The sequence below is a fragment of the Sulfitobacter sp. EhC04 genome, assembly GCF_001650875.1.
Taxonomy (GTDB): Bacteria; Pseudomonadota; Alphaproteobacteria; order Rhodobacterales; family Rhodobacteraceae; genus Sulfitobacter.
Map to the genome: position 1 here is coordinate 159,311 of NZ_LXYI01000023.1, position 22,191 is coordinate 181,501.

At 61.5% G+C, this 22,191-nt stretch carries 14 protein-coding genes; 10 read left to right on the plus strand and 4 right to left on the minus strand.

Annotated features, from left to right (window positions below; translation table 11 throughout):
- Window positions 1–71: 71 nt before the first annotated feature.
- The 4 genes from A8B82_RS11490 (at window position 72) to A8B82_RS11505 (ending at window position 8,181) form a co-directional block, all read left to right on the plus strand.
- The gene (locus A8B82_RS11490; RefSeq protein ID WP_067292329.1) at window positions 72–3,590 is read left to right on the plus strand and encodes an indolepyruvate ferredoxin oxidoreductase family protein; all 3,519 of its coding nucleotides are present in this window, start codon (window positions 72–74) and stop codon (window positions 3,588–3,590) included.
- A gap of 167 nt (window positions 3,591–3,757) precedes the next feature.
- Window positions 3,758–5,848 (plus strand): acetate--CoA ligase family protein, encoded by a 2,091-nt coding sequence (locus A8B82_RS11495; RefSeq protein ID WP_067292331.1) that lies wholly within the window; start codon window positions 3,758–3,760, stop codon window positions 5,846–5,848.
- Between the two features lie 260 nt (window positions 5,849–6,108).
- Window positions 6,109–7,242: an FAD-dependent monooxygenase gene (locus A8B82_RS11500; protein ID WP_067292538.1), complete on the plus strand. Its 1,134-nt coding sequence runs from the start codon at window positions 6,109–6,111 to the stop codon at window positions 7,240–7,242.
- Between the two features lie 216 nt (window positions 7,243–7,458).
- Window positions 7,459–8,181 carry a MarR family winged helix-turn-helix transcriptional regulator gene (locus A8B82_RS11505; protein WP_082899265.1) on the plus strand — a complete coding sequence of 241 codons (723 nt, stop codon included), beginning with the start codon at window positions 7,459–7,461 and terminating at the stop codon, window positions 8,179–8,181.
- A 260-nt stretch (window positions 8,182–8,441) separates the two neighbouring features.
- On the opposite strand, the gene A8B82_RS11510 is transcribed toward A8B82_RS11505, so the two are convergent.
- Together A8B82_RS11510 and A8B82_RS11515 are read right to left on the minus strand one after the other, a co-directional pair.
- On the minus strand, window positions 8,442–10,598 hold the full coding sequence (locus tag A8B82_RS11510; RefSeq protein ID WP_067292334.1) for a TonB-dependent siderophore receptor: 2,157 nt from the start codon (window positions 10,596–10,598) through the stop codon (window positions 8,442–8,444).
- Between the two features lie 111 nt (window positions 10,599–10,709).
- Window positions 10,710–11,672 carry an ABC transporter substrate-binding protein gene (locus A8B82_RS11515; RefSeq protein WP_067292336.1) on the minus strand — a complete coding sequence of 321 codons (963 nt, stop codon included), beginning with the start codon at window positions 11,670–11,672 and terminating at the stop codon, window positions 10,710–10,712.
- Window positions 11,673–11,852: 180 nt separating this feature from the next.
- Between A8B82_RS11515 and A8B82_RS11520 the strand changes: the two genes are divergently transcribed.
- Genes A8B82_RS11520 through A8B82_RS11530 form a run of 3 tightly spaced genes read left to right on the plus strand, consistent with a single transcriptional unit; the run spans window position 11,853 to window position 14,562 of the window.
- Window positions 11,853–12,842 (plus strand): FecCD family ABC transporter permease, encoded by a 990-nt coding sequence (locus tag A8B82_RS11520; protein WP_067292338.1) that lies wholly within the window; start codon window positions 11,853–11,855, stop codon window positions 12,840–12,842.
- Window positions 12,839–13,780, plus strand: coding sequence for a FecCD family ABC transporter permease (locus A8B82_RS11525; protein ID WP_067292340.1), 942 nt, complete (start codon window positions 12,839–12,841; stop codon window positions 13,778–13,780). Before A8B82_RS11520 ends, A8B82_RS11525 begins: the two co-directional genes overlap by 4 nt.
- Entirely contained in the window at window positions 13,780–14,562 is a 783-nt protein-coding gene (locus A8B82_RS11530) for an ABC transporter ATP-binding protein (protein WP_067292342.1), read from the plus strand. The genes A8B82_RS11525 and A8B82_RS11530 overlap by 1 nt, the downstream gene beginning before the upstream one ends.
- A gap of 42 nt (window positions 14,563–14,604) precedes the next feature.
- Here A8B82_RS11530 and A8B82_RS11535 read toward each other — a convergent pair whose 3' ends face one another.
- Window positions 14,605–18,459 (minus strand): amino acid adenylation domain-containing protein, encoded by a 3,855-nt coding sequence (locus tag A8B82_RS11535; RefSeq protein WP_067292345.1) that lies wholly within the window; start codon window positions 18,457–18,459, stop codon window positions 14,605–14,607.
- Complete coding sequence (locus A8B82_RS11540) at window positions 18,456–18,659, minus strand: MbtH family protein (protein ID WP_067292348.1); 204 nt, start codon at window positions 18,657–18,659, stop codon at window positions 18,456–18,458. The genes A8B82_RS11535 and A8B82_RS11540 overlap by 4 nt, the downstream gene beginning before the upstream one ends.
- 133 nt (window positions 18,660–18,792) lie before the next feature.
- On the opposite strand from A8B82_RS11540, the gene A8B82_RS11545 reads away from it, so the two are divergent.
- The 3 genes from A8B82_RS11545 to A8B82_RS11555 are packed head-to-tail and all read left to right on the plus strand — an operon-like array spanning window position 18,793 to window position 22,189.
- Window positions 18,793–20,118, plus strand: a complete 1,326-nt coding sequence (locus A8B82_RS11545) for an MATE family efflux transporter (RefSeq protein ID WP_067292349.1) — start codon at window positions 18,793–18,795, stop codon at window positions 20,116–20,118.
- Window positions 20,115–21,281 carry a PLP-dependent transferase gene (locus tag A8B82_RS11550; RefSeq protein ID WP_067292352.1) on the plus strand — a complete coding sequence of 389 codons (1,167 nt, stop codon included), beginning with the start codon at window positions 20,115–20,117 and terminating at the stop codon, window positions 21,279–21,281. Before A8B82_RS11545 ends, A8B82_RS11550 begins: the two co-directional genes overlap by 4 nt.
- Complete coding sequence (locus A8B82_RS11555) at window positions 21,281–22,189, plus strand: alpha/beta hydrolase (RefSeq protein WP_067292353.1); 909 nt, start codon at window positions 21,281–21,283, stop codon at window positions 22,187–22,189. Before A8B82_RS11550 ends, A8B82_RS11555 begins: the two co-directional genes overlap by 1 nt.
- Window positions 22,190–22,191: the final 2 nt, after the last annotated feature.

Genomic DNA, 22,191 nt, shown 5'->3' on the forward strand with positions numbered 1-22,191 from the left:
TATCAAATATTCCAATTTGATAGCCGCGCAAAATTAATCTTTTAAATATAGCACCAGGGTGAGGACTACGCATGACCGCCAATCAAAGAAAACCCGATATCGCCAAAGCAACGCCCGTTGCCCAGGATCAATCGCGTGAGTACCTAACTGGCGTTCAGGCGCTGGTGCGCCTGCCCCTGATGCAATTGGACCGTGACCGTGTCGCGGGACTACGCACCCAAGGGTTCATTACCGGTTATCCGGGCTCGCCCCTTGGTGGCTACGACCTGTCGCTCGACCGTGCGAAAGTCGAACAACACGGGGTCAAGCACATCCACGGACAGAATGAAGAACTGGCCGCGACCACGCTCATAGGGACCCAAATGCTTGACGGTTTTCCCAATGAGACGGTCGATGGGGTAGTGTCGTTTTGGTACGGGAAAGGTCCTGGTGCCGACCGGTCCGGCGACGCGTTCAAGCACGGAAATTTTGGCGGCACGAGCAAAAACGGCGCAGTGGTCATCCTGAGCGGGGAAGACCATGAGGCGAAATCGTCGAGCGTTCCCTATCAACAGGAATTCGCTTTCGAGCATGCCGGCATCCCGGTTCTCTATCCCGGATCGGTTTCGGAGTTTCTCGACTTCGGGCTACATGCTGTCGCGCTTTCCCGCTACAGTGGATGCTGGATTGCGATGAAGCTGGTCGCGCCGCTTTGCGACGGCGGCGAAGTCGTAGACACCGCCAGACTTTGCAAACCTGTCGTGCCGCAGAACCTTGAAATTGACGGCAAGCCTTTTGCCAAATTAGCGAATTTCAGATATTTTCCCGGTCTCAACGTGGCGACTGAAGCAGAGCTCTATAACGAACGCCATGAAGCAGTTTTGGCCTATGCACGGGCGAACCAGCTTAACCGCGTGACAGCACGAGGCAAGGCCGACAAGATCGGGATCGTTTCAGCAGGCAAAAGCCACGCGGATGTGCGTGCTGCGCTTGAAAAGCTCGGGATTGGAGACGATGCACTTTCGTTGAATGGCATTCGAATGGCGAAAGTCGGTCTTCTCACTCCGGTGGACGAGACGTTCTTTCGTGACTTCGCCGACGGTCTCGACCTGATAATCGTCGTTGAAGAAAAACGAGACTTTCTGGAGCGTCAAGTGGCGCGGGCCGTGGCCGGGTACTCCAACGCAAAGATTATCGGGAAACGAGACCTCGAAGGCCGCCGACTTTTCCCGATCGAAGGTGGTATGGACCTTGATATCGTGGCCAAAGGTCTGGCACAGGCATTGGTTGATTTGGTGCCGATTTCACACGACAGTCCGGCTGTCGTCGAGCCGGTCACAGCCAAGAAGTCCACGCCGGCGCCGAATTTGTTTCCGGGTCGAACACCAAACTATTGCTCCGGCTGCCCTCATAACCGCTCGACCAAGATGCCCGAGGGTCAAATCGCTTGGGGCGCACCGGGTTGTCACGCCTTTGCGTCGCTCATGGAACAGCCTGAACGCCGTATCGAAGCGATGACCCAATTCGGTGGCGAAGGTTTGCCGTGGATTGGGCTGTCGCCATTTACGTCCAAAAAACACATGCTTCAGAACATGGGCGATGGTTCGTATTTTCATTCGAGCCATCAGAATGTCCGATACGCCGTTGCAACCGGCCAGCGGATGACATTTCGCATTCTCTACAACGGTGTCATCGCCAATACCGGCGGCCAAAATTATGCAGCCGCGAACACCGTTGAAAGTCTTTGCAAGCGGCTAGAACTCGATGGTGTGAACAGGATCGTGTTGGCGACCAAGGAGCCTTCCAAATACAAGCGAGCCGGGCTTCCAAAAATCACTCAACTTCGCCGCCCCGATGAAATTCCAGCAGTGCTGAAAGAACTTGAGCAAGTCGATGCCGTCACCGTCCTTATTTATGACGGGGACTGCGCAAACGAGCGTCGTCGCCATCAGAAACGTGGCCTCGCACCCAAACCAACGACGTTTACAGTCGTGAATGAAGATGTCTGTGAAAACTGTGGGGATTGCGGACGCAAGGCCAACTGCATGTCACTGCAAAAGGTTGAGACGCCGTTTGGCAAAAAGACCCAGATCCACCAGTCTTCCTGCAATCAGGATCGTGCTTGTCTGGAAGGTGAATGCCCCTCATTTGTTTCCATCCACGTCAAGGAAGGCACGGGCCCTGGCAAAGTAGCGCTGCCGGATATTTCGGGTGAAATTGTCGAACCGGTGCTGCCGGTCATTGATCATTCTTATTCGGTTTACATTCCAGGTGTCGGCGGAACAGGTGTTATCACGCTCAACTCGATGCTGGCCCAGGCTGCCATGCACGACGGGCTGAATGTCAAGACGTTTGACCTTACCGGAGCGGCCCAGAAATGGGGCGCGGTGCTGTCGAGCCTTATCATTTCACACGCCAATGATGAGATCATCGTGAACAAGGTGGCCGCTGGTGCCGCAGATCTCTATCTCGCTGCGGACATGGTTGCCGGTGCTGATCCGGTTAATCTCAAGGTGTGTGACAAGGAACGAAGCGTCGCATTGATCAGCACGGATATTCTGCCCACGGGAGAGATGGTCAGAGACGTTTTCTTCAAAACGGACCCTGCGGGCATTTGCGATCACATTTCCAAACACGTGCGGCCGGGCAGTACGATTACCACACCGGCACTGACAATCGCGCAGAAACTGTTCGGGAATTACATCCTGTCGAACATGGTAGCGGTTGGTGCCGCGTATCAGGCCGGTTATCTGCCGATCACCGCGGCGTCGATCGAAAAAGCGATGGAGGCCGCCGGTGCGGCCGCGCAATCAAACATCCTGGCTTTCCGCGCAGGCCGCCTTTCCATAGCTGATCCCGAACGCCTGTCTCTTATGATGGATAAAGGGGAGCAGACACTTGCAAACCGTCTCGCAGAGCCTTCAAAGGCCCGCTCGGCCGTACCTGAAACAGAGGCGGCATTGCTGCTCGAAGGGCTGCCTGCGCTGTCGCCTGAATTACGCGACGCAATCGCGCAATGCACCCGCGATCTGGTGACTTATCAAAACAAGGCCTACGCACGACGTTACATTGACGCCATTGCAAGGGTTGCCGAGGCGGCCAATGGCCGGGCCCCGGATCAAGCCGACCGCCTGATCGAGCGGGCGGCGAAGAATCTGCACAAAGTAATGGCCTATAAAGATGAATACGAGGTGGCACGGCTTTTGACTGATCCGGTATTTGAGGAACGGATCAAGGAAGCGTTTCCTGGCATGGTGGGGTTCAGCTACAATCTTCAACCCCCGACCCTGCGCTGGCTTTTCTCGAACCAAAAAGTTGAAATCGGAAGCTGGTTCCGCCCTGCACTCGCACTTCTGTCCAGAATGAAATTCCTGCGCGGAACCGCTTTGGATCCATTCGGTCGGAATCCGGCCCGGAAAGTCGAACGTGACGCCATCGCATGGTTCAACGGTATCGTGAACGATGTCGTCGAGTCCGTTTCTCCAGAGAATGTCGAAACATGCGATGCCTTGCTGGCCCTACCAGAGAACATTCGTGGATACGAAGACTTGAAGACTGCGTCATATGAACAGGCCGTTCAGAAGGCACAGGATCTAAAGTCGCGGCTTTAGGTCGGATCGGCGCGGACATGAGCAAGGAATAGGTTTCCGGAATGGCTGGGGCAGCTAGCGGCCTTACCCACTCCTGACGAGGCAAAGCTAGACCCTGGCGCACTGTGGCAGGATATCGCGAACAAGTTTGCCGTCGAAACAGAAGGTTCGACGGGTGAGGAGAGACAATGAAAGACAACGTGAAATCCGAAGGCCGCAGGGCAGAAAATCTTGCCCGTACGCTAAAGCCAGAGATCGTTGCCGTGGTCGGTGCGACCAATGCATTGGAAAAGGCAGGGGCGCAAGCGATGCTGGCCCTTGCGGGGTTTCCGGGCACCGTCTACCCGGTCAACCCGAAGGCGCAAGAGGTCATGGGGCAGCGGTGTTATCCGACGCTCGCGGCGCTGCCGGAGGCTCCTGACCTCGTGATCCTGGCGGTGCCCAGTGGCCTTGCCCCACACGTGGCAGAGGACGCGGCACTGGCCAAGGCGGGAGGACTGCTTGTCATCGCAGGCGGCTTCGCCGAGACGGGCGAGGACGGCCGCGCCTTGCAAGAAGCACTGCTCGCCTCGTGTCTCGCTGCTGACATACGGCTGCTGGGGCCGAACACCTCGGGCTTCATCAATCCCAAGCGGGGATGCGTGGCGTCCTTTGCGCCGGGGCTCGACCAGATCTCTGCAGGGCCAGTGGGCGTGGTTGCGCAGTCTGGCGGGGTGAACCTTACCATCGCGCTTCTTCTGCATCGGCTGGGCCATGGCGTGTCGCATGCGGTCGGGTTGGGAAATTCCGCCGACGTGGGCACAGTCGAGCTGATTGAATTTCTCATGAATGATCCGGACACAAAGTCAATCGCGCTGCACCTGGAAGGCGTGACCGACGGGCGGGCGTTGTTTCAGGCGGTTGCGCGCGCGACCCGGAAAAAGCCGGTTGTGGTCTTTCCCGTGGGGCAAGAGGACGTGGGCGATTTTGCCCTGTCGCACACCGGCAAGATGATGGGCGCGCACCAGACCACGGTAGCGGCGATGCGCCAGGCCGGTGCCCTGGTGGTGGACGGCGCCGAGGCGCTCGTGCTCGCTGCAACCGCCCTTGCCCACCGCCGTCTGCCGCCGCTTGCGAAACCGGGTGTTGCGGTGATCACTGGGCAGGCGGGGCCAGGGCTGATCATTGCGGACCGGCTCAAGGCCGCAGGGGTGGATGTCCCGCCATTGGCACCCGAAACGGTTACCTCGCTGAACGGGCTTTTGCCGCCGCTTACATACCTTGCCAACCCCGTGGATACAGGGCGGCCGGGAGACAGTTTCGGCGCGGTCGTCGAGACGGTGTTGGCGGACGCAGCAATCGACGCGGCAGTGATCTATGCGCTTGACGAACCGTCCGCTCTTGACGCCAAGGTGGTTCTGGGCCGGGTGTTGGAAAAGCATGACACTCCCATCCTCTTTGCCAGTCTTGGGACCAGAGACATGGGCGCGGAACATGCGGCCTTGTCCGCGCAGGGCATTTTTAGCGCCGGATCGCCCGATGCGCTCGCCGACGGTCTGATCGCGTTGGTGCGGGACGCTGAGGCCCAGCATCGGCTTCTTTCGGCGCAGGACGAAGCTTTCGCCCCCAACAAGGCAGAAACGCTTTCCAGTACCCCGGACGAGGCGGAGGCGAAGGAATTGCTTGCGGCCTATGGTGTTGCCACGCCTGCACGCGTGGTCTGCGAAACTGGTGCGCAGGCCCATGCGGCACTTGAAACGCTGGGCGGGCCGGTGGTTGTCAAGGTTCTGGACTCCACCATCTTGCACAAATCCGACGCGGGCGGGGTCCATCTGGGTGTGCGGGACGCCGCGGGGTTGGATGCGGCGCTGGAGGCCATCGACGCGATCCCGGACCTCGGTGCGTCGCGGCGCTATCTGGTTGAGGCGATGTGGCAGTTCGACACAGAAATGATCGTAGGTGCCGTACGCGATCCGTCGTGGGGGGTCTGTCTGAGTGTCGGCAGTGGCGGAGTGCTGACCGAGCTTCTGGCTGACACCGCGACCTGTCTTGCGCCGGTCGGCCGCGACGCCCTGCGCGAGCGTGTCATGTCGCTTCGGGGCGCCGCTCTATTGACCGGATTTAGGGGCGGGGCACCGGGGGATGTGGACGGGGTTATTGACGCTCTCAACTCGCTTCAGCAGATCATGTTCGATCATCCGGAAATCGCCGAAATCGAAATCAACCCGCTGGCCGTGCGCGCCGATGGCGTCGCCGCGCTCGACGCGCTGATCACCTGTACACAGAGCAACGCTGAATGAGGGGATGAGGCTTCACATCAGGTCGCTTTCTAGGTTTCAGAACTCCTGATCCACGAAAACCGGGATTTCTACCGTGAAGTGAAAGGGTTGCAGGCATGAAAATCTCTAATGTCGCCGCGCGGTCCTGCCCATTTCCTTGCTTTGCTTCTGGGTATCCGTCGCCGTGACTTTTGTAGCCGCACTGCCGCTTTTCGATGCTGACCTGCTCCTCAACACAAAACGACCGGAGCAATACCGACATCAACACACTGGAGATATCCATGTCCTATCTTTCAAAAATTGCCATTCTTGGTGGCGGTCCTGCCGGGCTTTATGCAGCGATCCTGCTGCGCCGCCTGATGCCTGCGGTCGACCTTCAAGTCTATGAACAGAACCCCAAGGGCGCGACTTTCGGCTTCGGCGTCGTCTTTTCAGATGAAGCGCTGGCCTTTCTCAAAGCCGACGACCCCGAGACGCATGACCTTGTCGTGCCCAACATGGAGCGCTGGCAGAACATGACGCTGAACCTGCCAAAGGGCAGCGTCACACTGGACGGTGTGGGGTTCACCGCCATCGGGCGGCTCGCGCTGATCGAGATCCTGCGCAAGCGGGCCGAAGCGTTGAATATCGCCGTGGATTTCGACCGGCGGATCGAGTCGCTGGATGAACTGGACGCGGATCTCGTGATCGGGGCAGATGGGTTGAATTCGCTGGTGCGCACCTCGATGGAAGACGCCTTCAAGCCAAGCATCGAGTATTTCGGCAATCACTTTGCGTGGTTTGGCGCCGATCGTCCCTTTGACACACTGACTCAAACCTTTGTGGACACGGACAACGGTCCGCTTAATGCGCACCATTATCGCTACAGTCCCGACAGCAGTACCTTCCTTGTCGAATGCAACGATGCAGTGTTCAAACGCTGCGGCTTTGCGGAGATGGATGAAGCGGAAAGCGCTGCGCTGTGCGAGGAGATCTTTGCGGATGTCCTGGGCGGTGCGAAGCTGATCGCCAACAAGTCGAGCTGGCGGCAGTTTCCCAAGCTCTGGTGTGAAAACTGGACAGCGGGACGTTATGCCCTGGTGGGCGACGCGGCGCATACGGCGCATTTTTCCATCGGCTCAGGCACCCGGCTGGCCCTTGAAGACGCCATCGCGTTGACCCGGGCGCTCTCTCGGTCCGAAAGCCTTGCCGAAGCATTTGCCGCATATCAGACCGAACGCGCGCCAATCGCGCGCAAGATCTACGAGGCCGCCAACGCTTCGGCCCTGTGGTACGAGGACTATGCGGACCGGATGCAATTGCCGCCAACCGAATTTGCCTTTGAATATATTAACCGCTCCGGACGAATGGACCCGGAGCGCCTGCGCCAGACCGCGCCCCGGTTTATGCGAGCCTACGACGAGGCCCGAACCTGAAAGCCGGGGCTGCCGGTTGTGGAATGCCCCTCTGAAGTGATCTACCTCCGGGATATGTCATAATCATTCGCCGGAGGTGGCGCGCCCTCATTCCAGGCGCGATTTTCGCACAAATAGGCCCCTGCCTTCTTACGGGCATCCACAGGCCATCTTAGGGTCAGGACCCATTAATCCTGCACCGTCACCGGCCACGATCTGCTGACGCCTGATGAAAACATGCTGATTTCCGCGGATGCGATGTACATCTTCAATGGTCAGGTTAAAGCATGGGTTGCTGAAAAGATGCCGCTTTGCTCTTGCGCAGGTCAGACGCTTTTCGTTTTATTTGGCGACACATTCGAAAGGTGTCGTAAACTTGCTGTCGAAGGGGCCGCTATGGATAAGGAGTCTATGGAAGAAATAAGCGAAGACAGTGAACCGGACCACGCTAATTCCGGAAAAAAATATGATTTGTACGACGAAATGATCGCGCATCCCGCACACCTGATCAGGCGTAGCTACCAGATTTTTCAAGCAGGATTTGACGAGGATATGTCCGTCGTGAACATTACGCCTGTCCAGTGGATTATTCTGGTAACCGTAAGTTCTTTTCCAGGGATAGATATGACCAGCTTGGCTGGCTTCGCAGCAGTGGACAAGACCAGTTGTGGCAGAGCGGTCGCAAAGCTTTCTGAGCGTGGTTATCTGCAAATTTCCCCTATTCTCGAAGACCTTCGTCAGAAACGTCTCTCGGTGACGCCGGAAGGAAAGCGTGTGATCGACCAGACGCGACCCGGTGTCAGCCGGTTGCGCGAGAGGCTGCTTGGCGTCCTGACAGAAGAAGAGCAGATCAACCTTATCAATGCGCTGCAAGTTTTTGTTAGTAGAAACAACGAACTTAGTCGCGCGCCCCAGCGGCGAAAGATTGATAAGAAAGCGCGCAAGAAAAGCACGACCTGAGGGCAACAATTGCATGACAGCTTGGGGCCGCCATCTGTGACGGTTCCTGTCTAGCAAGGCAGTTTTGATGCCGTGAATATTACGCATCTGGATGGTGGCTGCCTTTGAAATTAGCCGTCATGATCCGGCCCACAGCCGACACATCAATGGGCACCACCGATCACAGCCCGGCGACGAGGCCCATTTTCCCAGGCGTTTGCGACAGCACCGGCAATTTATTTCGGTCTGGTTGCGACGAATGCCGCAACCAGACCGGAAACTCAAAAGCGGCGGCTGAGCGACACCTTGATGGCGCGGCCCTCGCCCTTGGCGCAGCCATAGCCGTCATAGCAGACGCCGTAGTAGTCGCGATCAAACAGGTTGCTGACATTCACGTTCACGTCAAAGTTTCGCGCCTCATAGGTTACTGCGATGTCCGCCACGGAGTGGCTGGGCGTGATCCGCAAGTTGTCCTGTGTCGAGAAGGACTCCGAAACATAACGGATACCGCCACCAACGGTCAGGCCCTTCACAAGGGCCGAGGCATCATAATCCAGCCAGAGCGACAGTTGGTGCATCGGGGCCATCGCGTTGGAGTTCCCCAGCTTTGAGGCATCCGAGGATTTGGTGATTTCCGAGTCAATATAGCTATAGCCAAGGATGCCTTGGAAATTGGCTGCCAACTGACCCCGCGCTTCGAGTTCAACGCCACGCGAGCGCACCTCACCCACCTGCGTAAAGCTTGAGAAAGTCGGATCGGAGAGATCGTAGTCCTTCACATTTGTCTTGCGCAGATCAAAGACCGCACCGCTGAACATCAGGGTGTTTGTCGGCTGATAGCGCAGGCCGACTTCCCATTGGCGACTTTTCGACGGGTCCAGCGTCTGGCCGGTTATCGTGGTGCCGACATTCTGGATGAAACCTTCGGAGTAGCCGATGTAAGGCGTCAGCCCGTTGGCGAATTCATGGGTTACACCGATCATGCCGGTGGCGGCGCTGTCGCTTTGGCTGCTGCTGGCACCGGACAACAGGTCGGTGGCTTCATTCTCGAACCGGCTATAGCGCAGACCCGCTGTGACCGCAGTGCCGTTGGAAAACTTCAGGTGGTCCTGAACATAAATGCCGGTTTCTTCATAGATCGTGCGATCACGCGAAGACAGCGCCGGATCGGTGACCGCAAAGTCAAAGCTGGGGTCGGCGTAGGGCAGCGTGTAAATGCTGCCGTCGTAATATTGGGTGACGTTGGCGCGGCTGTATTGGTAATCGAAACCTGCGATCACGCTGTTGTCGGCCCCGAACAGTTGGGTGGTCCATTCGACATTATTGTCAAAGCCGATGGTGCGGGCATCCTCGTCATTGCGAAATGCATAATAGTTCAGGCCCGATGCATCCGCATAGCTATAGTCGAGATGGGCATAATCGGTGGTCTGATGGGCCAATCGGACGCGTTGGTTATAGGTAAAACCATCGCCGAAACGATGGGTCAGTTCCCAGCCCAGCGATTCCTGCCTGGTCTTGAAGTGGTTATAGTCCGACTGACGATAGGCAAAATCGGCGGGCAGCGGCCCAAATGCCGCGTCGAAATCTTCGCCCGCCACAGGCGAGAATATCAGTGGTGTTTTTGCATCGCGCTGCACATGGCCCAATATCGTTAGCGTGGTGTCATCCGACGGTGCCCAGGTGAAACCACCGGCCAGGAACGCCCGGTCGTTGTCTGAATTGTCAACCTCGGTTTCGCCGTTGCGCAGCAGGCCGGTCACCCGCGCCGCCATCGTACCGTCGGCGCTGATGGTGTCGGACCAGTCGAACGCGGCCTCTGCGGTGTTGTTGCTGCCATAGCTCAACCGGCCTTCGGCCAGACGTTCAAACACCGGCCGTTTGGTCACCAGATTGACCATGCCACCCGCGTCGTTCGATCCGTACAAGACCCCCGCAGGGCCACGCAGCACATCAACGCGGTCGATCATGAAAGGATCGGTGGAGAATGCCGAAAAGCTAAGCGCCTTTTGTGGCAGGCCGTCGCGGTACAGCGCACTTGTTCCCATGTCGAAACCACGGATCGAAAACTGGTCAAACCGGTCATCGGTGCCCCATGTCGAAGGGTTGATGCCCGGCACATAGGCAATTGCGTCTTCGACCTCGTCGGGTGCGCGGGTCTCAAGCTCTGTCGAGGTGACAACCGAAATTGACTGCGGCACTTCACTGAGCGGTACGCCGGATTTCACGCCGGTTTCGGTTGCCGGAGCCAGATAGCCGTCAACGCGGCCCGAATAATCCAGCTCGTAGCGTAAAAGGATCGAAGGCAATTGCATCGGCTCGCTGTCCTGCGCCTGTGCGCTCTGCGCCGCCAGGACGGCAACGCAAGACAAAGCGGTGCAGCCTGCCAGAACGCCATTCAGCGATTTGCGGGGTAAACGGGGTGCGGGAAAATCTGTCATCTCGGGTCCTGTCAAGCGGCGCATTTTTAATGCTGGATATGCTGATAAAGAGATCAGCACTCGCCTGGGAGTGACCTGGGTGGGCGCAACTTACGGCTCTGCGGGTTGGTGTCAATCGGGTTCTGCGCCTTTTAAGGCACTTTGAAATTTCGGGGCAAGGCGCTGCGCGGCCCAGGGGATCGACAGTGGCGTCTGAAAGCTCATCGCGCCGGTTTCGTCTTCATCTGCCCAGACCGACCGGCCCTGTTGAGCAAGGCCACTGGCCTGATAGGCGGGCAGGGCTTCGATCAGTTCACGCCCAGCCGCATCGGCCAGCCACAGGGCCAGATCACGATCAAACAGGTCGATCCGTTCGAGGCTGACCGAAAAGTTGCCTGCCGCAGTTGCCAGCGTCGCGAATTCTTCGGGGGTTTCAAACCCCAGCGCGGCCATAAACCGGTTGGCGCCGTCTGCGGGGCCATATCCCACCAGCTTGGTGCCCGCCACATGGGCGATTGCGGCAGTGGCCCCGTCAAAGGCGGGGTATCTGGCGCGGGTGTCGGCCAGCACGTTTGCGACATCGGCAATCACCGCTTCGGCGCGGTCCTGCCGACCCGTGGCACGGGCGATCAGGCGCAGTTCTTCTTGCCACGGCGCGCTCCAATCGGGGTAGCCCGCAGGCGGGCCGACCACAGGCGCGATACGCGACAGTTGGTCATAGGTGGCCGCGTCCATCGGCGCAAAGCTGGCCACAATCAGATCGGGCTGCAACTGCCAGACCCATTCCAGATCAATCTCGAACCCGCGCTGCACCTGCGGCTCGGCACCTGCCGCCTTGCGCGCGGCACCTGCCGCCTTGCGCGCGGCATCTGCCCAGACCCATGTGGCAAAGGGGCGCGCGCCAAACCATTCGTGCACGCCTACGGGCGCAAGTCCAAGTGCATACAGAAAATCCTGCTCGTGATAGCCAACCGACACGATCCGCTGCGGTGGCGCATCAATGCGGGTGGTGCCAAAGCGGTGGGTGATCTCGAACGGCTCTGCCAACGCAGGTGCGGACATGAGAAACAGGAAAAACAGCAGGGCGGCGCGCATCAAAGTCTCCTTGGGTGGGGGAAGTCGTGCGCCTGGCGTGTGCTGGGTGCGCGGACAATCCTTTGCCGCCGCCGCACTGTCAAGCCGTCCGCGGGGGTTGCGGACACAGGGTCTTGGGCGCTATCCCGTGCTCAGCCAGCCCTGTGCCCGCCAACGCTCCCCTGATGTCGATGGATTGCCATGGCCCCGCTGCGCCCCCTGTATATGACCCTGTTGTTATGGAGCCTTCTGGCGCTGGTGTTGCTCTGCGCCCTGCGGTTCGGCACGGCGCAGATGTCGACCGAGGCCCTGTTGCACGGCGACGCAGGATTGCTGCCGGGGCGCGGATTTCGTGCGGTCTGTGCCATGGCGGTGGGGGCGGCGCTGGCGGTGTCGGGGCTGATGCTGCAAAGCCTGACGGGCAATCCGCTGGCCGATCCGGGCATCACCGGTATCAATGCCGGGGCGGCGCTGATGGCGGTGGCAACGGCACAATTTCTGCCGCAATCGAGCGCTGCGCTGGTCATGGTCGCGGCGATAGCAGGGGCCGGGCTGGCGGGGCTGACGCTGTGGGCGTTGGCTGGCGGCGACGCCGGACTGGGCAGCGAAGGCATAGCGCTGCGGCTGCCGTTGGCAGGGCTTGCCATCGAAGCCTTGTGCCTGTCGCTGGCGATGATGCTGATTCTGACAGATGCGCAATCGCAGGCGCGATATCTGCACTGGATTTCGGGCGCGATACCCCCTGTTGCACGCGGTGAAACTCTCCCTCTTCTGGTGATTGCACTGTGCCTGATCGCAGGGGTCCTTTTGTGCAACAGGCTGTCGCTGCTGACACTGGGTGCGGATCAGAGCCACAGTCTGGGGCGTAACCCACGGGTTACCATCTCGATGACGCTGGCTCTGGTCACGGTGCTGTCGGGCGCGTCGGTGGCGATTGTCGGGCCGATTGCCTTTCTGGGGCTGCTGGTGCCCTTTGTCGCGCGCGGGCTGGCGGGGGCAGAGCTGCGGCGCGCCTATGGCTATTGTGTTCCGCTGGGGGCGGCGGTGTTGATGGCCAGCGATGTGGCCGGGCGGGTGATTGTGCGTCCGGGCGAGATTGACGCCGGATTGATCGTGGCCATGTTCGGGGGCGTCGGGTTGGTTGTGGTGCTGACACGGCTGCTGCCGCGCAGCGCAGGGGCGCAGACATGAGGCGGACTGTCTTGCTGCCCATGATGCTGTTGCTATTGGTCTGGCTGGGACTGGCGGGCGGGCGCAACTGGCTTGGCCCGGTGGCGCTGGTGCAGGGGCTGTTGGATACACAGGATTTCCTGATGTACGGGCTGCGATTGCCCCGCGTGCTGATTGCTGTGGGGGCGGGCATGGCGCTGGGGATGGCGGGTGCGTTGATGCAGGGGCTGACGCGCAACCCGCTGGCGACGCCGGATATCATCGGGCTGACGCAGGGGGCGGGGCTTGGCTTTGCCATTGCGCTGCTGTTCGACCTGCCACTGCTGGCAGGCGCGGCCTGCGGCGCGGCACTTGTGATGCTTTGCGTGACTGCACTGGCACAGGGGCGCGGGGCGCTGGCCTTTGTGCTGTTCGGCATCGGGGTCGGGGCCACAGCGGCGGCGGCCACGACGGTGCTATTGGTTCTGGCACCGGATGCCAAAGCCGCCCGCGCGATGATCTGGCTTTCGGGGTCCCTGGCGCGTGCCGATCTGGCAACCGCCGGCTGGGTATGGCTGGTTTTGCTGACAGGTGGGGTGCTGGCGGCACTGCGCGCGCATCGGCTGGGGTTGCTGTGGTTGGGCGACGAGGTGATGGCATCGCTGGGTGTTGATCTGTCGCAGATGCGGGTTCTGGTGCTCGGTCTTGTCACCGCGCTGACAGCGGCCAGCACATTGGCAGTGGGCCCCATCGGCTTTGTCGCCTTTGTCGCAGCGCCGCTGGCCCGTGCGATAACCGGGGCCGAAGCGCCCGCGATCTGGCCCGCCGCGCTGACCGGCGCCTGTCTGCTGGTGGCGGCTGATCTGATGGCGCGTCTGATCGCACCTGTAGCCGTGTTCCCGACGGGTTTGGTCATGGGCGTGATCGGCGCACCCTATCTGATTTTCTTTCTCTGGCGCGACCGGCAGGAGGCCCGCTGATGACTGACCCCCTATTCAACATCGAAAACCTGTCGCTGCGGCTTGGGGGCCGCCAGATTTATGACGGGTTCTCTGCTGTCTTGCCTAGCGGTGGGCTGACCGGGATTGTCGGGCCGAACGGTTGCGGGAAATCCACATTGCTGCGCTGCCTTGCCGGCGTGCAGCAGCCCGATGCCGGTCGGATCACATTTCAAGGCCATCCGTTGACGCAGCTTGCAGCTGTCGAGCGCGCGCAATGCATGGCCTACCTGCCGCAGAACCCGCCGGTGGTGCCGGATATGAGCGTTGGCGGGCTGGTTGCCAAGGGGCGTACCCCCTGGCGCAAGGCTTTCCGGCCGCTCTCTGGCGCCGATCATGACGCCATCGAAAGCGCCCTGGCGGCGACAGAGCTGTCGGACCTGAGCGCAACCCGTCTGAGCGCGCTGTCGGGCGGGCAGCGGCAGCGGGTCTGGCTCGCCTTGGCACTGGCGCAGGACACGCCGGTGATCCTGCTGGACGAACCCACCGCATTTCTGGATTTGCAGCATCAATTGTCACTGTTGCGTCTGCTGCGCCAGCTTGCGGATGACCAGCAGCGCAGTATCGTGATGGTGCTGCATGAACTGACCCTTGCGGGGCGGTTCTGCGACCAGGTGCTGGGGTTGCGCGACGGGCAGTTGATTTGCGCAGGCCCGGCAGAGCAGGCGATTACGCCCCGGACGGTCGCGGCACTTTATGACTTGGAGGCAGATGTGGCCCGCGACCCCGTCTTTGGCAAACCTGTGGTTTTTCCGCGCGAATAAGTCGCGGTCTGGCGGGGTTTCTGCCGCCGCCAGACCTCATGGCTAACCCATCGCAAAGGCCACATTCAGGCGCGCACGAAACCGTTCGTGAAAGGCCGGATCGCCGATGATGTGCAGATGGTTTGTGCCGCTTACAATCTCGGCCGGTGTGGCGCGGGCCGACCATTTGCGCCAGTCCATCAGGTTCAGTCCGCGGCTCAGGCTATCGCCCGCGCTGAACGAAGCAACAGGGACATCCAGGGGCATCAGCCGGTGCTGGCGGAACACTAGCGCGTTGTCGATCAGCACCCAGAACGTATGTTCGCGGCTGGAAATGTCCGGCCCGTCAAAGGGCAGGGGGTCTGCCTCGTTGCCGATGAACCGCAGGAACTGCGCATAGCATTCGGCATCCATCGCGCCGATCAGCTGATCCCATTGCGCGCGCATCTGTGTGCGGGCCAGCCATGCCTGCAAGTAGGCTTCAAGCTGCGCGCGTTCGCCGGGGGCAAAGACCGGCGTGGCACCGGGGGTAAAATCGGTGCCCAGATCGCAGACATCGACCATGCCCAGCATTTTCACATCAACCTCGTGCTGCAATTGCCGTGCGGCCTCCCATGCCAGCAACCCGCCCCAGGACCAGCCCAGAAACGCCACCGGCGCGCCCGCGCTTTCGCGGCGGATGTGATCGACGTAATCGGCCACCACGTCCGACACCGACACGTTCAACTGCTTTTCCTCGTTCAGTGAATGGCACAGGAACCCCGTCACAGGTTGATCCGGCCCCAGGTAATCGGTCAGCCGCAAATACTCGCGGGTTGAGACCAGCAGCCCCGGAAAGCAATAGAGCCGGGGCCGCGTGCCGCCCGCGCGCAGGGTGATGGCGGTGCGTCCGGTCTGCCCGCCCTGTGCGATGCGTGCGCAAATGCCACGCACGGTGGGCGCATCGAAGAAATCGGCGACGGTCAGCGGCACGTCGGGCCACAGTTTGCGCATCCCCGCAATGGCCCTGAGCGCCAGCAGGGACGACCCGCCCATGGCAAAGAAATCATCCGTCACGCCAATGTCAGGCAGCGTCAGAAGATCACGCCAAAGCGTCAGCACCTGTTGTTCGGATCCCGAAACGGCTGCAACGCCAAGCGTCTGGCGGTTGCGCGCCTCGGGCAGGGGCAGGGCGGCGCGGTCCAGTTTAGCGTTGGGGTTGGTTGGCATCTTGTCCAGGACCACCACCGCCTCGGCCAGCATGTGTTTGGGCAGTTTGGTCTCTAATGCGCGGCGCAGGGCCTCTTCGGCCCCCGGCGCGGGGCCGGTGACATAGGCGATCAGACGTTTGGTTGCGCCCTCTTCGCGTAGCAGCACCAGTGCCTCGGTCACATCCGGTTCGGCCAGCAATGCCGCCTCGATTTCGCCGGGTTCGATGCGATAGCCGTTGATCTTGATCTGCAAATCGACGCGGCCCACGAATTCAACGGTGCCATCCTCGCGCCAGCGGCCCTGATCGCCGGTACGGTACAGACGTGCGCCCGAGGTTCCGTCCAGCGCAGGCCCGAAGGGGTCGGGAATGAAACGGTCGGCAGTGACCTTCGGCTGCCCGACATAACCGCGTGCAACACCGGTGCCGCCCAGATAAATCTCGCCGACCACCCCTTGCGGGCAGGGCATCATGTCTTCGTCCAGCACATAGACCCGCCTGTCGCCCACCGCACGACCCAGCGGCGCATAGGTGCCCTGAAACCCTGTGCCTGCGGCCACTTTCCAGACCATCGGCGTCATGATGGTTTCGGTCGGACCATAGCCGTTGATCAGTGTCTTGGCGTTCAGGGCACGGCTGAGCAGGTCGAATGTGGATTGCGCCAGCCCCTCGCCGCCAAAGGAATACAGCCGCATCGGCGGGGCGGTGCCGGTGTCTTCGGCCCATTCGGCCAGTTGCTGCAAATAGGTCGTGGGGATCGAGGCATTGTTGCAGCCGTGTTCGCGCATCGCCCCAAGGGTCTGTTCCGGTGTCCACAGCGGCCCGTCGGGGATCACCACCGAGCCACCCATCATCAGCGGCACCATCCAGCGTTCATGCCCGCCGTCTGAGGAAAACGGCAGGAACGGCAGTTCGCGGCTTTCGGCGCTCATTTCATAGACCCGCGCGGTGGTCTGGTTGTGGTGTGACAGGGGGCCATGTTCCACCGCCACGCCCTTGGGCTTGCCGGTGGAGCCCGAGGTATACATCACATAGGCGAGTTGGTCTGGGTGGATCGTGACCGGGGGCGCATCGGCGCGCGGTGCATCGTCAAGATCATCCAGGCAGATGACCTGCGCCGCCAACGCGTCGGGCAGCCGGTCACGGAATCGCTGGCGGGTCAGGACCACGGCAACACCCGCATCGGTCAGGATGTGGTGATTGCGGCTGCTGGGGTGGTCAGGTTCGACCGGGATATAAGCACCGCCCGCTTTCAGCACGGCAAGGATCGCCACAATCGCATCTGCGCCGCGTTCGATCAGGATCGCAACAGGCGTTTCTGCCCCGACACCGGCGGCGCACAGCCGGTGCGCCAGCGCATTGGCGCGTGTGTTCAGTTCAAGGTGGGTCAGGCGGTCTGCCCTGCAGATGACCGCGACCTTGTCAGGTGTGGTCAGGGCGTGGGCGGCGATAATCTCGTGGGTGGCCCTTGGATCAATCGGGGTGTCGTCGGGGTACGGGGCCGACAGGGCGTCCAGCTCTGCGGTATCAAGCAGGGGTATGCGCCCGACGGGCAGGTCGGGGTGGTCGAAGCCCGCGCATAGAACCCGTTCCAGATGTTGCAGAAACCGCTCGATCAGGGGTGGTTCGAACAGGGCGGCGTCGGCATCGGCATGCAGCACGATGCCGTCCGGTGTGCCTTGGGCGGTCAGCACCAGTTCCTCGGCGCTGGGGGGCATCGGGCGATGATGGTGGCTGATCCCATCGGGCAGGTCGCGGTGCGCGCGCATGTATAACGAGATTGCCCCCAAAGGATGCGGGTCGGCATCGGCATGGGCAAGATGGTCCTGTACCAGAGTTTCCGACGGCACGGGCGGGGCAGCGGTCAGGGCGCGGGCGGTCAGTTGCACCGCATCGCCAAACGGCGCCGTCAGGTCCGGCGCAAGGCACAGGGGGCGCGGATCGGTGCTGCGCCGCTCTGCGCTTTGAGGGGGCAAGGCAATGGCGAAACGCAGGGCGTCCTGCGCACCGTATCGGCGCAAAACGATGCCGAGTGCGGCACCCAAATGGGCTGCCATATCGGCGTCGGAAACGCTGGTGGCGACCTGATCCGGCAATATGATCTGGCGGGCAAAGCGTTTGGTGGCAGGCGGCAGCTGACCGGCGGACACATAGCGGTGCGGCAGGCGCGCGATCTGGTGGCTGTTCATCAGGTCGCGCCACTGGGTGCGGGCGTGCGCGGGCTGAATATCTGATGCAGGGACCGGCAGCGCATCGGGTGCATTGCGCAGGTCCAAAGCATCCCAAAGCGCGGTTTCAATGCTGTGGAATGTCGCGTCATCCCCCAAGATGGGGTGCAGCACCAGGGTCAGGATATGCCCCGCGTTGTCATCAGCCCACAGATCGGCGTAGCTGGGTTGCCCCGTCAGATCGGGCGTGTGGGTTGCGGCATGGGCGCGGGCACGGTCAAGGCCTGAGTCCGCGTGTATCACCAGTTCCGTGTGACCTGTGCCCTGCCGTTCCACCGCGCCGCCTGCATGGGTTACAAACGCGGCGGTAAAGGCCGGATGCTGCGCCAGAACATCATTGATCCCGGCCACCAGATCGGCTCGGGCATAACGGTGGTCAAACCCCAATATCAGTGTCTCGAAGCCAAAGGGGCCCAGTTCTCCCACATGGTCGTGGGCATAGATGCGACGTTCGATCAGGGTCAGCGGCCGGGCGGTCGGGGTGATGAAATCCTTGCTCATGCCAATGCCTCCTGCACGCTCAGGGGGCGCATGTCGGTCCACAGTGCGCTGATCCGGTCGAGACATTCGGAGCGCAAAGCGGCGTCGCCCACAGGCGTCCAGCCCGCGGGGACGGGGTGTGTGGCGCGCACCATCGAATAGCGCCCCTCGTGATTGCGCAGAACGCGCCACAGGATCTGAGTGTCGTTGGGCAGGGTCATCTGGGTTTTCCTTTCAGCTCTTTCCCTGCTGACGTTTCGGGGTCTGGAAAATTCACCGGCCCGAAAAAATTTTCCGCAACGGGTGAATTTCCCGCGCGCTGCCGCGTCCTGTGACCAAGACGAGGAGAAACATATGGCCGACAGCGAACTGTCTGATCCCAACCTGCACCGCCTGATGTGGCGGCTGGGCCTGCCTGCGATGGCTGGGCTGTCGCTGAATGCATTGCATCAGGCGGTCGATGCGGCCTTTGTCGGGCGTCTGGGGGGTGATGCGCTGGCCGCCCTTGTGCTGCTGGCCCCGCTGGCCGGTCTGGTCGCGGCGGCGGGGATCGGGTTGGGCATAGGTGCTGCCAGCGCCACCGCCAGATCACTGGGCGCAGGCCAACCGGATCAGGCACGCGCGGTGGCGGGGGTGTCGATGGTGGCCGCACTGGCGCTGGCAGTTTGCGCCGTTGGCGGGCTGCTGGCATTTGGTGACGCGCTGTTGCACCTGCTGGGTGCACGGGGCGAATTGCTGGCAACCGCGCGGCCCTATCTGGCGATACAATCTCTCACCATCGGCTGTGCCATCTTGCAGATCCTTTGCGATTTTCTGGCCATCGGGCGCGGCAATGCGGCCTTCAGTCTGAAAACGCTGGCGCTGTGCTTTGGCCTGAACATCATCCTTGATCCGGTGTTCATCTTTGGCCTGGATCTTGGTCTGTCAGGGGCGGCATGGGCGACACTGTGCGCGCAGGGTGTGACCCTGTGCGTCTGGGCCTGGCACTTTTGCGCGCCCCGCCGCCGTCCGACCCCTGGACCTATGCGCCTGTTGGGGCCGGTGCTGCGCGTCGGGTTGCCCGAAGCGGCGGCGGTCGCGGTGACGACGCTGAGCCTGATGGCCCTGTTACGCATCGCCACCGCCTTTGGCGGCGCGGATGATGTGGCGGCGTTGGGCATTGCGCTGCGTCTGGTCTTTGTCGTGATGTTGCCGCTGGAAGGATTTGCCATTGGTATTCAGCCGATCCTGTCCCATGCCCATGGCAGCGCCAATGGCGCGCGGTTTACGGCCACCTTGCGCAGGATCCTCTACGTTTGCGGGGCGATCACCATCGTGCTTTCCATACTGTTCAGTGTCGGCGCGCGCCCCTTGGTGCGGCTGTTTGTGATTGATCCCGCCATCGTGGCGCAGGCCGCTGTCATGTTGTCTTATCTTGCCCTTTCCCTGCCCGCGATTGCGCTGCGCCTGTGCGCGCAGATCAGCCTGCAAGCCACGGTGCAGCCGCGCTTGGCAACCCTTCTGGGCCTTGCCCCGATGGGTTGGCTGCTGTGGCCCGCGATGGCGCTGACGGTGCCGTTGTTCGGCCCCATCGGCATAGCCATCGCAGTTCTCGTTGCGGCATGGCTGGCCGCCCTGTTGGCGCTGGTCCCGATCCGCGCTGCCCTTTTCCCCCTTTCACCTACCGGAGCTTCTGTATGACCCGTACCCCACCCACAGCTGACCTGATTTCGCCATCGCGCCCCGTGCCCCATGACGCCAGTGCCACGCCGATCTTTCAAAGCAGTTCGTTCCTGTTCGACAGCTATGCGCAAATCGAGGATGTCTTTGCCGGACGCTCTGACAGGTTCATCTATTCGCGCGGCGACAATCCGACGGTTTGCGAATTGGAAGACCTGATTGCGCGGCTGGAGGGTGCCGAGGCCGCGCGCGGGTTCTCGTCGGGGATGGCGGCAATCTGCGGGGCGGTGTTGCCCTTTGTGCAGGCCGGCGACCGCATCGTTGCGGTTGAACATCTGTATTCCGACGCATTCCGCCTGTTTGAAACGGTGCTGGCGCGGTTCGGGGTTGAAACCATCTATGTCGATGGCACCGACACGCAGGCGATGATCGACGCGCTGGAGGGCGCGCGGCTGGTCTATCTGGAAAGCCCGACGTCGTGGACGTTCCGCCTGCAAGACCTGCGGGCCGTCGCGACCGAGGCACGGCGTCTGGGGGTCATTTCGGTGATCGACAACAGTTGGGCCACGCCGCTGTTTCAGCGCCCGCACGATATGGGTGTCGATCTGGTGGTGCATGCGGCGTCAAAATACCTGTCGGGCCACAGCGACACGCTGGGCGGGCTGGTCACCGGATCGCGCGAGATGATCCGGCGTATCGACCACGAGGCGACCCATCTGTTCGGCGGGCGGATGTCGCCGATGGATGCGTTTCTGGTGCTGCGTGGGATGCGCACGCTGGATATGCGGATGGCGCGCCATATGCAAACGGGCCTGAGGCTGGCGCAGGGTTTGGCGGACCATCCGCAGGTTACGGCGGTGCATCACCCCGGATTACTGGCCACCCGCCCCGACGGGCTGAGCGGTTTTGGGGGGTTGTTCGCATTCGATCTGGCCGCCGGTGTGGATGTCCCGCGCTTTTGCGATGCGCTGCGCATGATCCGCATCGGTGTCAGCTGGGGCGGGCCCGAAAGCCTGATTGTTCCGGGTCAGGCGGCTTGCGGGCTGGCGGGGGCGGCAAATGTGTTTCAACGGTTCGGGGTCAGCCCGCGCACCATTAGGCTGGCGGCGGGGCTGGAACCTGCGGACCTGCTGATGGATGATTTGCACACTGCCTTGCACGCGGCGCAAGAGGTTGCAGCGTGATGCGGGATGTTGTGGCAGAAGGCGTGGCCGACTGTGGCGGCACCCGCTGGTTTGATCTGAAGGACAGCCAGACCGGCGACATCCGCCGTGTGTTCCTGTGGGTGCCGCAGGGCGAAGCCCCCGCCGCAGGGTGGCCCGCGCTGTGGCTGCTGGATGGCAACGCGGTGATCGGCACAGCGGTTGATGTGATGCGCGCACAGGCGTTCTGGCCCACGGGGACCAACCTGGGCTGGGGCGTGTTGATCGCAGTGGGCTATCCGACCGACGAGGCCTACGATTCCTTTCGCCGCAGTTGGGATCTGGGGCCGCCGCCGGGGCATAGCTATCCGCCTTTCACCCCCGATGGTCCTGAGGTCAGGACTGGTGGCGGTGCGGAAATGGCGCGGTTCTTGCTGGAAGACGTGGGCGGTTTTCTTGCCGGTCAGGTCGCGCTTGATCCGGCGCGCCAGTCGCTGTTCGGCCATTCCTTTGGTGGGCTGTTCGCGCTGTGGCTGATGTTCACCCGCCCCGATGCCTTTGCCAACTGGATTGCGGCCAGCCCGGCGATCACATGGGAAGACAGTTTCCTGCTGGACCATCTGGACCGTTTCGACGCGGGCGACCATCGGCTGCGTGTGCATCTGTCGGCCGGCGAATGGGAGGGTGAGGCGCTGGCACCGTTTCAGGCCGGCGGCCCCGAAGCTGCCGAAAGACTGGCGGAAAAGGCTAGGACCCGCACTGTCGGTGCCGCGCAAGAGATGGCCGCCGCCCTGTCTGCGCGTGGCGTGACCACCCGGATCGAAATCTACCCGGACGAGACGCATATGTCGGTGTTGCCGGTGGCAGTGAACCGCGCGCTTCGCTGGGCTTTTGCCCTTGCTGACACGCAGACCGAGCCTGCGTTCCCACAGACCAAAGAAAGGACCTGATT

Coding starts and splice junctions, on each gene's coding strand:
- A8B82_RS11500 (WP_067292538.1), top strand. CDS start 6,109: ATGTCCTATCTTTCAAAAATTGCCATTCTTGGTGGCGGTCCTGCCGGG.
- A8B82_RS11545 (WP_067292349.1), top strand. CDS start 18,793: ATGGCCGACAGCGAACTGTCTGATCCCAACCTGCACCGCCTGATGTGG.
- A8B82_RS11535 (WP_067292345.1), bottom strand. CDS start 18,459: ATGAGCAAGGATTTCATCACCCCGACCGCCCGGCCGCTGACCCTGATC.
- A8B82_RS11505 (WP_082899265.1), top strand. CDS start 7,459: ATGCTGATTTCCGCGGATGCGATGTACATCTTCAATGGTCAGGTTAAA.
- A8B82_RS11515 (WP_067292336.1), bottom strand. CDS start 11,672: ATGCGCGCCGCCCTGCTGTTTTTCCTGTTTCTCATGTCCGCACCTGCG.
- A8B82_RS11525 (WP_067292340.1), top strand. CDS start 12,839: ATGAGGCGGACTGTCTTGCTGCCCATGATGCTGTTGCTATTGGTCTGG.
- A8B82_RS11540 (WP_067292348.1), bottom strand. CDS start 18,659: ATGACCCTGCCCAACGACACTCAGATCCTGTGGCGCGTTCTGCGCAAT.
- A8B82_RS11555 (WP_067292353.1), top strand. CDS start 21,281: ATGCGGGATGTTGTGGCAGAAGGCGTGGCCGACTGTGGCGGCACCCGC.
- A8B82_RS11550 (WP_067292352.1), top strand. CDS start 20,115: ATGACCCGTACCCCACCCACAGCTGACCTGATTTCGCCATCGCGCCCC.
- A8B82_RS11495 (WP_067292331.1), top strand. CDS start 3,758: ATGAAAGACAACGTGAAATCCGAAGGCCGCAGGGCAGAAAATCTTGCC.
- A8B82_RS11530 (WP_067292342.1), top strand. CDS start 13,780: ATGACTGACCCCCTATTCAACATCGAAAACCTGTCGCTGCGGCTTGGG.
- A8B82_RS11510 (WP_067292334.1), bottom strand. CDS start 10,598: ATGACAGATTTTCCCGCACCCCGTTTACCCCGCAAATCGCTGAATGGC.
- A8B82_RS11520 (WP_067292338.1), top strand. CDS start 11,853: ATGGCCCCGCTGCGCCCCCTGTATATGACCCTGTTGTTATGGAGCCTT.
- A8B82_RS11490 (WP_067292329.1), top strand. CDS start 72: ATGACCGCCAATCAAAGAAAACCCGATATCGCCAAAGCAACGCCCGTT.